This is a genomic window from Staphylococcus sp. EG-SA-2 (genome assembly GCF_017152085.1).
In genome coordinates, this window is the sequence record NZ_JACYHC010001226.1 from 1 (window position 1) to 9,705 (window position 9,705).

Consider the following 9,705-nt stretch of genomic DNA (forward strand, 5'->3'; position numbering starts at 1 on the left):
AGCGACTCAGACTCAGATAGCGACTCAGATTCGGACAGCGACTCAGACTCAGATAGCGACTCAGACTCAGACAGTGATTCAGACTCAGATAGCGATTCGGACTCGGATGCAGGAAAACATACACCTGTTAAACCAATGAGTACTACTAAAGACCATCACAATAAAGCAAAAGCATTACCAGAAACAGGTAGTGAAAATAACGGCTCAAATAACGCAACGTTATTTGGTGGATTATTTGCAGCATTAGGTTCATTATTGTTATTCGGTCGTCGCAAAAAACAAAACAAATAATACAATATGACCCAGGTCCTTGTGGCCTGGTTTTTTTTATGATTACACATGCAATAGATGTATTTTTCATATAAAATAAACAATAAAGATACGGAATAAAACTTATATGAGGCGATAATATGAATTACATTTTAGGAACAATTTTAGAAAGTAAAATTACAGGTGTAGAAAAAGCGCAAATAAATAGATTGAAGTTGTTCAAACAACACGGCATATCTTCAAAATGTGTATATGTTAAATGGAATCCTTATTCATACACATATGCGAAGCAACATCAGATTGAAAATGATGTATTTACAATGTATGACTATTTTCAAAAAGCAATCAATTATAAAAAGACAAAGCAAGTTAACTGGATACAGTATTGGGAAAAGTCATGTAGGTACACATTGAAATTTGTGGAAAATTCAAATGATGTCAGAATATATGATGAAGAGCAATTTGTAATGTATGCTCATTTTTTAGATAAACAGTATCATCAATTAAACTATGTGAATTATTTTGATCATAAAAGAAGAAAAGTAAAACGCGAATTGTATGATGGAAGAGGCTTTTTAAGTTGTTCTCGAATTTTAGGTGAAGGACAACGGATTGTACTCGAAAATTACTATACACCTAATGGGGAAATCGTCATCCAAAAATATTTCGACGATATAAAAGGAAAAAACACGCTCACAAAGGTTATCTTAAATGAAGACCAGCAGCAACAATTTTTTGATACAGAAGATGAATTAGTTCAATATTTTCTCCATCAATTATGTAAAAATAATGATCAAATCATATTAGATCGTCCTCATGAATTAGGAAATGTTATAGCGGGATTAAATCAAAGTATTCCAGTTGTTGTTGTGCTCCATAGTACACATTTATCCGGTACCGGTAATGGTATAAAAAGTTTTTATAAAACAGTATTTAATAATTTAACACGTTATAAAGCGATTGTTGTATCAACAGAACAGCAATGCCAAGATATTTCACAATATATTGAAAATAAAATACCAGTTATCAATATTCCGGTTGGCTACGTGGCAAATTTAAAGTATCAATTTGACATCAATCAAAAGGAGAAAAATCATATCATATCAATTGCTCGCCTCGTTGAAAATAAACAAATTAAACATCAAATTGAAGTGATCAAGCAATTAGTAACAAAACATCCCAATATTCAATTGAATATTTATGGACATGGAAATGGTTTGTCAGAATATCGACAACTTGTAGAAGATTATCATTTATCGGAACATGTTAAATTTCATGGTTTTAAGACGCATATTAATGAAGAGATTGCTAAAGCAGAACTGATGTTATCGACAAGTAAAATGGAAGGTTTTGGCTTAGCAATTTTAGAGTCGCTTTCAGTAGGTACACCAGTGATCAGTTATGATATAGATTATGGGCCATCAGAACTGATTCAAGATGGATTTAATGGCTATTTAGTACCTAAAGGTGACATCAATCAAATGGTTGAAAAGGTCGATCAATTACTAAATAATACTCAAAAATTGCAACAGTTTTCGATTAATAGCATAGAATCTGCACAACAGTACAATGCAACTACTATCAGTACAAAGTGGCAAAATATTTTAAACTAAGTCAAAAGAAAAAAGCATTTTCCTAGAATCATCTATTTAACAAACCTCGTTCATACGAACTTACATGTTTAGTTAAATGACATAGGAAAATGCTATTTTTGTAAAAATAAAGGTAAAGTACATTTATATAAGACGAACAAATTGGTCCCATTGTTTAATTAACGACGCTTTACTATATTGTTGCGCTTTTGCTAAACTACCTTTTGACAGTCGTTGTTGTACTTCAGGATGATCAATCACATATTTTACTTTATCAAATAGGGCATCTTCATCATTTTTAGTAATTAAATAACCATTGAAATCAGGCGTAATCAATTCGTTAGGTCCATATTTAATATCATAACTAATAACTGGAACACCATGTGCTAAAGATTCAAGTAGCGCTAAAGAGAAACCTTCCATGTTACTTGTTATTAAACTTAAGTAAGCATCGCTGTATTCTTGGTTTAGATTGCTTAAAAAGCCACGTAAGTAAACATGATTTTCCAATCCATATTTTTGTATCAATTCATTTAATTTTTTACTTTCAGAACCAAAACCATACATATGAAGCTCTATTTTTGGGACATACGATACTAAGCGTTTAATTAATTCAATTTGTTGATGTAATTGTTTTTCAGGTGAATAACGAGCAACGGAAATTAATTTAACACTGCGCTGATCTAATGTTTGGACTGGTGTATCAATTGTTTCACTATAGCCGACAGGAATATTAACAATTGGAATAGTATGGTTAATACGTTTTTCAACATCTAATTTTTGCTGCTCAGTAGAAACGATAATTGCACGATATCGAGATAAATTTTCAAACATCGCTTTATATACATTTTTAAATGGCGATGAATCTAATGCATCAATATTTTTAATGTGTGTACTGTGAAGCACAGCTACTACTGGGATTGACTCAGGTGTTAAGTTGAAAATAGGTGCTGTATACACATTACGGTCACTGAAAAATAAATCCCCATGTTGATATAGTTGTTTAATGAAAAATGCGCCTAATTCCGTTTCATTATTAAAGAAATATTGTTTGTTAGCATAGTAAACAATAATTTTTTGTACTTCTGGTTTGCCATCCTTGTAAGAAAAATACTTTTCTAATTTTGTGTCACCTTCTGGATTATAGAAAAATTCACATAATGTTTGTTGTTTATCAACAAGAATCCTACTACAACTTAAAAAGCCACGCACATCATAAAAATCACGTTTTACTTTTCGTCTTTGACTATCAAAATGATTCACATAATCTAATATACGATATTTAGGATCTTGAAAATGGGCATACATTAAGAAACGCTCTTGATCATATATTCTAAAGTCATGACTATTTTCAACATGTTTTAAAGTATAATGACATTCATCAGTCCAATACGACAACCAGTCAAATGGTTCATTGCGTTCTAAATATGTTGCTTCTTGGAAGAAATCATACATATTAATATAGTCAGAACTAGTAATATAATTTTGGGCATTTCTATATAAATATCTATTCCATGACAGAAATACACATTGCGCTGGTCTTCCCATTTCTTTAAATAAATTTAAACGATTAATAATTGCTTTTTCTATCCCAGTTAAATTAACACCTAAACTATTACCTACAAAATAATTCATTTACAACACCACTTATATCTATTTTTTATAATTATATCACATAATATTTAATTACTTCTTTTAACTGGATGATGTGTTTATTTATAAAACAACAAATTTTGATATTTATAATGATAGTAGTTATTCAATCAACTACGACCAATATATCATTGTAGAGCTTAGGATATTGATTTATGCCTCAGGCACATCAAATGAGAAGATTTATAAAAGAGATATACAACTCTAGAAGGTATAATAAAAACGCGCAACTAATGTTACGCGTTTGAATTAATCATATGATATTATTTGCGATACTTTAATTTAGCGAAAGCATCATGTTGATGGATAGACTCTTCATTACGACATTCGATATCGAAACCGTCTAACCAATCAAATTCAACTAAGTCCGCGGCAATTAAACGAATTAAGTCTTCGACAAAACGTGGATTTTCATATGCACGCTCTGTCACACGTTTTTCATCAGGACGTTTTAAAATAGGGTATAGAATTGAACTTGCATTAGCTTCCATTGCATCTAAAATTTTGTTTTTATAGTCATCAACTATGTTTTGATCTTTATTAATATATGTTTTAACAGTGACAACACCACGTTGGTTGTGCGCTGAATACTCACTTATTTCTTTTGAACAAGGGCATAGCGTTGTGACAGTTGCTTCAATAGTAAGTTCTTTACGTGTAACTTTATCACCGTCAATTGCTAATCCATAAGTGACATCGGCATTACCAACTGCTTTAATATTTGTGGTTGGACTATAGCGGTCAAAGAACCATTTCCCAGAAACATCAACGCCTGCCGCATTTTGTTTCATATTCGTTTGTAAAGTGCGTAACACCTGATAAAGTGTATTAAATTCAAGTTCAATACCATTATCATAGTGCTTTTCAACACTTTCAATTATACGGCTCATATTAATACCTTTTTCGTCTTTTGTTAAACTTGTTGAAAAACTAAATGTGCCAGCTGTTTGATACTGGTCAACAAGTACAGGGTACACTAAGTTTTTAATACCAACTTCTTCTATTTCAAATAAAAAATCTTTATGTGTACTTTGTAAGTCTGTCATTTCGTTCTTAGTAGTAGGTTTCGTGCCTTCAATAGGATCTACGGAACCAAAGTGTTTCCAACGACCTTCTCGTGTCGATAAATCAAATTCAGTCATTTTTTTCCTCCGTTAAGATTTAAAGTGATATGTCCAATATGGTTCGACTGTTAAAAAGCTGTGTTGTTTACCATCGATTTCAGGACTTGCTAATTGTTTTAAAAATGGACCTGTTTGAGAAGCATGTGCTTCAAATGCCTTAATTTTAAGTTCTTTAAAATCTGTAATATCATTTTGAATATCAGGTTCTCCAAGAGCTTCGGTTGCATCATTACTGAACGCAACTAAAGTTAAACGAGGGCGTTCTTCTTTAGGCATGCGTTCAACCGTTCGAATTACAGCGTCTGCTGTTGCTTCGTGATCAGGATGTACTGCATATCCAGGATAAAATGAAATAATCAATGATGGATTTGTATCATCGATTAAAGATTTAATCATACCATCTATATGTTCGTAGGGTTCAAATTCGACAGTTTTGTCACGTAAACCCATTTTTCTTAAATCAGTAATACCAATAACTTTACAAGCTTCTTCTAGTTCACGCTCACGAATACTTGGTAATGATTCGCGTGTTGCAAATGGGGGATTACCTAAATTTCTGCCCATTTGTCCTAGGGTTAAACATGCATATGTTACAGGTATGCCTTTTTGGATATAACTTGCTAATGTGCCTGCAGATGAGAAGGTTTCATCATCAGGATGTGGAAATATTACTAATACATGTCTTTCGTCAGTCATGTTGATGCCTCCTCTATAAATTAAATGGTCGCTCACTAATTTGAAGTGCTGCAGCGAGTTGACCTTCGTAATTAAAACCTGCAATTAAAAATTCATCATGTTCATTGACCTCAAAATGCGTTAGACCTTGTACATAAACCCAACCACCATTTGATAGTTTAAGACCAATGCGATAAGGTTCTTTATTACCACCTTTTAGTTGTGCATGCGTATATGTTACTTGTATGTTTCTTAAAAATGTACCAGCATTAAAAACACGTTGATCGAAATGGTTCGCATAGGCCCCATTTGTCGTTTCAACATGCAGATACACAGGTTTATGTTCAAAAGAAGCAAGTAAATCTATAACTTCTTGTTCTTTAATTGGTTCCAACACGTTCACTCCTTACACTATCAATGTGTTTATCTTTCTATTTTACTAAAAACTATTCGATAATTGTATACGATTGCTCAATTATTTATAAATTAATTTTCATGAAGGGTAATTACTCAGGATTACGTAATCATACAGCATTAGTTTTTTACTTTTAAAAATCAAAAATTTGTTGGAATTTGAAAAGTGTTAAACATTAAAAATGATGCTATATTAATGGTGTATGAATGAATTCATAAGTTTTTAAAATGTATTAAATTTGTGGAGGCATGTAAACAATGAAAGTATTAAACTTAGGATCGAAAAAACAAGCATCATTCTATGTTGCATGTGAGTTATATAAAGAGATGGCATTTAATCAGCACTGTAAACTTGGTTTAGCAACTGGTGGTACAATGACAGATTTGTATGAGCAACTTGTTAAGTTATTAAATAAAAATCAGTTAAACGTAGACAATGTATCCACGTTTAATTTAGACGAATATGTAGGTTTAACCGCATCACATCCGCAAAGTTATCACTATTATATGGATGACATGCTTTTCAAACAATATCCTTATTTTAATAGAAAGAACATTCATATTCCAAATGGAGATGCCGATGATATGAATGCGGAAGCGTCAAAATATAATGACGTTTTAGAACAACAAGGTCAACGTGATATTCAAATTTTAGGTATTGGTGAAAATGGTCATATTGGATTTAATGAACCTGGTACGCCGTTTGATAGCGTTACTCATATCGTTGATTTGACTGAAAGTACTATTAAGGCTAATAGTCGATATTTTAAAAACGAAGATGATGTTCCAAAGCAAGCCATTTCGATGGGACTTGCTAATATTCTTCAAGCCAAACGTATCATTTTACTCGCATTTGGTGAAAAGAAACGTGCTGCTATTACACATTTATTAAATCAGGAAATTTCTGTTGATGTTCCAGCCACATTACTTCACAAACACCCGAATGTTGAGATATATTTAGACGACGAAGCTTGCCCGAAAAATGTTGCGAAAATTCATGTCGATGAAATGGATTGATTGCAATGTTTAATTAAGAAATGCCTCGGGAAAGGTTCCAATAGAAAGATAAAAAGCATTGGAAGGATGATTTTTAGTGGAATTACAATTAGCAATTGATTTATTAAACAAAGAAGACGCGGCTGAGTTAGCAAATAAAGTAAAAGATTATGTAGATATCGTAGAAATCGGTACGCCAATTATTTACAACGAAGGTTTACCAGCAGTTAAACATATGGCAGACAACATTAGTAATGTAAAAGTATTAGCAGACATGAAAATTATGGATGCAGCTGATTATGAAGTTAGCCAAGCAATTAAATTTGGCGCGGATGTAATTACAATACTAGGTGTTGCAGAAGATGCATCAATTAAAGCAGCTATTGAAGAAGCTCATAAAAATAATAAACAATTACTAGTTGATATGATTGCTGTTCAAGATTTAGAAAAACGTGCAAAAGAACTAGATGAAATGGGTGCTGATTATATTGCAGTACACACTGGTTATGATTTACAAGCAGAAGGGCAATCACCATTAGAAAGTTTAAGAACCGTTAAATCTGTTATTAAAAATTCTAAAGTTGCAGTAGCAGGTGGAATTAAACCAGATACAATTAAAGATATTGTCGCTGAAAGTCCTGATCTTGTTATTGTTGGTGGCGGAATCGCAAATGCAGATGATCCAGTAGAAGCTGCAAAACAATGTCGCGCTGCAATCGAAGGTAAGTAATATGGCTAAATTTAGTGACTATCAATTAATTCTAGATGAATTAAAGATGACTTTGTCACATGTTGAAGCGGATGAGTTTTCAACTTTTGCATCCAAAATACTACATGCTGAACATATATTTGTAGCTGGCAAAGGACGTTCAGGATTCGTGGCGAATAGTTTTGCAATGCGCTTAAATCAGCTCGGCAAACAGGCACATGTTGTTGGAGAATCAACGACACCTGCGATTAAGTCGAATGATGTATTTGTAATTATCTCTGGTTCAGGTTCCACGGAACATTTAAGATTATTAGCAGACAAAGCAAAATCAGTAGGTGCTGACATCGTATTAATTACTACAAATAAAGATTCTGCAATAGGCAATCTAGCTGGGACGAACATCGTTTTGCCTGCAGGTACAAAATATGATGAACAAGGCTCGGCACAACCATTAGGAAGTTTGTTTGAACAAGCATCTCAATTATTTTTAGATAGTGTTGTAATGGGATTGATGACTGAAATGAATGTTACGGAACAAACGATGCAACAAAATCATGCTAATTTAGAATAAAATAAAGATAGTCGATAATATGATGCCTAGGCAGAAATATTATCGATTATTTTTTTATTTAAATAATAAATTATAGTATAATATCAATAATAAACGAATAGGGGTGTTAATATTGAAGTTTGACAATTATATTTTTGATTTTGATGGTACGTTGGCAGACACGAAAAAATGTGGTGAAGTAGCAACACAAAGTGCATTTAAAGCATGTGGCTTAACGGAACCATCATCTAAAGAAATAACGCATTATATGGGAATACCTATTGAAGAATCATTTTTAAAATTAGCAGACCGACCATTAGATGAAGCAGCATTAGCAAAGTTAATCGATACATTTAGACATACATATCAATCTATTGAAAAGGACTATATTTATGAATTTGCGGGTATAACTGAAGCCATTACAAGTTTGTATAACCAAGGGAAAAAACTTTTCGTGGTGTCTAGTAAGAAGAGTGATGTATTAGAAAGAAATTTATCGGCTATTGGATTAAATCACTTGATTACCGAAGCTGTTGGATCCGATCAAGTAAGTGCATATAAACCAAATCCTGAAGGCATACACACAATTGTGCAACGCTACAATTTAAATAGCCAACAAACGGTTTATATTGGTGATTCAACATTTGATGTTGAGATGGCGCAACATGCTGGTGTACCATCTGCAGCAGTAACATGGGGAGCACATGATGCAAGGTCATTACTTCATTCAAATCCAGATTTTATAATCAATGATCCATCAGAAATTAATACAGTATTATAAAATTTGTTAAAACAGAGAATACCATGGTTAAAATGCATATTCATAAATATTAGATTATACATAGAAATATTTCGCTTTAGATTAGGAATGTAAAATAAATATTTATTAATAATCGTGTATGTTTAAAGAGTGATGTCTGATTCGTTGATCATTTATTTTTGTACAAATAAATTAAAGTAAAAACAAAGTTATTGAAGTAAATCGAATATAAACATTTTAATATGATGAGGAAAGTAGTGATAGCATATGACTTACATGAAGTTGTGTGCTATAGCTATTTTTAGTTATAATTCCAAAAAGTTAATCGTTCGATGATTTAAGAATTATTATTGTTTAATTCAAATGTATGAGGGTATAAAATCATTGAATTTAATTCGATAAAGTGAAATTTTTGAACAAACATACTTTTGTATTTATATAAAAGTTTAAATTCTTATAAATTTGACAAAACTAATTAACTCCGTATAATTATGAAACATACAAGAGGGAGTGTATGAATTCATGGATTTTAATAAAGAGAATATTAACATGGTGGATGCAAAGAAAGCTAAAAAAACCGTTGTTGCAACCGGTATCGGTAATGCAATGGAATGGTTCGATTTTGGTGTCTATGCATATACAACTGCGTACATTGGAGCGAACTTCTTCTCTCCAGTAGAGAATGCAGACATTCGACAAATGTTGACTTTCGCAGCATTAGCCATTGCGTTTTTATTAAGACCAATTGGTGGTGTGGTATTTGGTATTATTGGTGACAAATATGGACGTAAAGTTGTATTAACATCTACAATTATTTTAATGGCATTTTCAACATTAACCATTGGATTATTGCCAAGCTATGATCAAATTGGACTTTGGGCACCAATACTATTATTGCTTGCAAGAGTACTACAAGGGTTTTCAACAGGTGGAGAGTATGCGGGGGCAATGACATATGTTGC

At 32.3% G+C, this 9,705-nt stretch carries 11 protein-coding genes; 7 read left to right on the forward strand and 4 right to left on the reverse strand.

Translation table 11 applies throughout. The features are described 5' to 3' along the window. Both IDG60_RS19855 and sdgA read left to right on the forward strand, forming a co-directional pair. Positions 1–291: LPXTG cell wall anchor domain-containing protein (locus IDG60_RS19855; RefSeq protein ID WP_001642626.1), on the forward strand; the 291-nt coding region annotated here is incomplete at its 5' end. Positions 292–410: 119 nt separating this feature from the next. After that, positions 411–1,883 carry a serine-aspartate repeat adhesin O-glycosyltransferase SdgA gene (gene sdgA / locus IDG60_RS19860; RefSeq protein WP_001106740.1) on the forward strand — a complete coding sequence of 491 codons (1,473 nt, stop codon included), beginning with the start codon at positions 411–413 and terminating at the stop codon, positions 1,881–1,883. A 123-nt stretch (positions 1,884–2,006) separates the two neighbouring features. On the opposite strand, the gene sdgB is transcribed toward sdgA, so the two are convergent. The 4 genes from sdgB to IDG60_RS19880 all read right to left on the reverse strand — a co-directional run bounded on the left by sdgB (position 2,007) and on the right by IDG60_RS19880 (position 5,711). Continuing rightward, complete coding sequence (gene sdgB, locus IDG60_RS19865) at positions 2,007–3,497, reverse strand: serine-aspartate repeat adhesin O-glycosyltransferase SdgB (protein WP_001106104.1); 1,491 nt, start codon at positions 3,495–3,497, stop codon at positions 2,007–2,009. A gap of 281 nt (positions 3,498–3,778) precedes the next feature. Then, entirely contained in the window at positions 3,779–4,657 is an 879-nt protein-coding gene (gene folE2 / locus IDG60_RS19870; RefSeq protein ID WP_000134236.1) for a GTP cyclohydrolase FolE2, read from the reverse strand. A gap of 12 nt (positions 4,658–4,669) precedes the next feature. After that, the gene (bshB2, locus tag IDG60_RS19875) at positions 4,670–5,335 is read right to left on the reverse strand and encodes a bacillithiol biosynthesis deacetylase BshB2 (RefSeq protein WP_000129068.1); all 666 of its coding nucleotides are present in this window, start codon (positions 5,333–5,335) and stop codon (positions 4,670–4,672) included. Positions 5,336–5,348: 13 nt separating this feature from the next. After that, complete coding sequence (locus IDG60_RS19880) at positions 5,349–5,711, reverse strand: YojF family protein (protein WP_001557152.1); 363 nt, start codon at positions 5,709–5,711, stop codon at positions 5,349–5,351. A gap of 275 nt (positions 5,712–5,986) precedes the next feature. Here IDG60_RS19880 and nagB point away from each other — a divergent pair, with 275 nt between their 5' ends. From nagB to IDG60_RS19905, 5 genes are all read left to right on the forward strand, one after another. Next, positions 5,987–6,745: a glucosamine-6-phosphate deaminase gene (gene nagB, locus IDG60_RS19885; RefSeq protein WP_000866415.1), complete on the forward strand. Its 759-nt coding sequence runs from the start codon at positions 5,987–5,989 to the stop codon at positions 6,743–6,745. A 76-nt stretch (positions 6,746–6,821) separates the two neighbouring features. Next, complete coding sequence (gene hxlA, locus IDG60_RS19890) at positions 6,822–7,454, forward strand: 3-hexulose-6-phosphate synthase (RefSeq protein ID WP_000422861.1); 633 nt, start codon at positions 6,822–6,824, stop codon at positions 7,452–7,454. Between the two features lies 1 nt (position 7,455). Continuing rightward, positions 7,456–8,004 (forward strand): 6-phospho-3-hexuloisomerase, encoded by a 549-nt coding sequence (gene hxlB / locus IDG60_RS19895; protein WP_001051594.1) that lies wholly within the window; start codon positions 7,456–7,458, stop codon positions 8,002–8,004. Between the two features lie 112 nt (positions 8,005–8,116). Next, positions 8,117–8,764 (forward strand): HAD family hydrolase, encoded by a 648-nt coding sequence (locus IDG60_RS19900; RefSeq protein ID WP_000667095.1) that lies wholly within the window; start codon positions 8,117–8,119, stop codon positions 8,762–8,764. A gap of 501 nt (positions 8,765–9,265) precedes the next feature. Beyond that, positions 9,266–9,705 (forward strand): MFS transporter (locus IDG60_RS19905; protein WP_206161107.1); only part of this gene is annotated, 440 nt, incomplete at its 3' end.

What these genes read in the sequence shown, in the direction of transcription:
- sdgA (WP_001106740.1), top strand. Translation starts at nt 411, where the DNA reads ATGAATTACATTTTAGGAACAATTTTAGAAAGTAAAATTACAGGTGTA.
- sdgB (WP_001106104.1), bottom strand. Translation starts at nt 3,497, where the DNA reads ATGAATTATTTTGTAGGTAATAGTTTAGGTGTTAATTTAACTGGGATA.
- folE2 (WP_000134236.1), bottom strand. Translation starts at nt 4,657, where the DNA reads ATGACTGAATTTGATTTATCGACACGAGAAGGTCGTTGGAAACACTTT.
- bshB2 (WP_000129068.1), bottom strand. Translation starts at nt 5,335, where the DNA reads ATGACTGACGAAAGACATGTATTAGTAATATTTCCACATCCTGATGAT.
- nagB (WP_000866415.1), top strand. Translation starts at nt 5,987, where the DNA reads ATGAAAGTATTAAACTTAGGATCGAAAAAACAAGCATCATTCTATGTT.
- hxlB (WP_001051594.1), top strand. Translation starts at nt 7,456, where the DNA reads ATGGCTAAATTTAGTGACTATCAATTAATTCTAGATGAATTAAAGATG.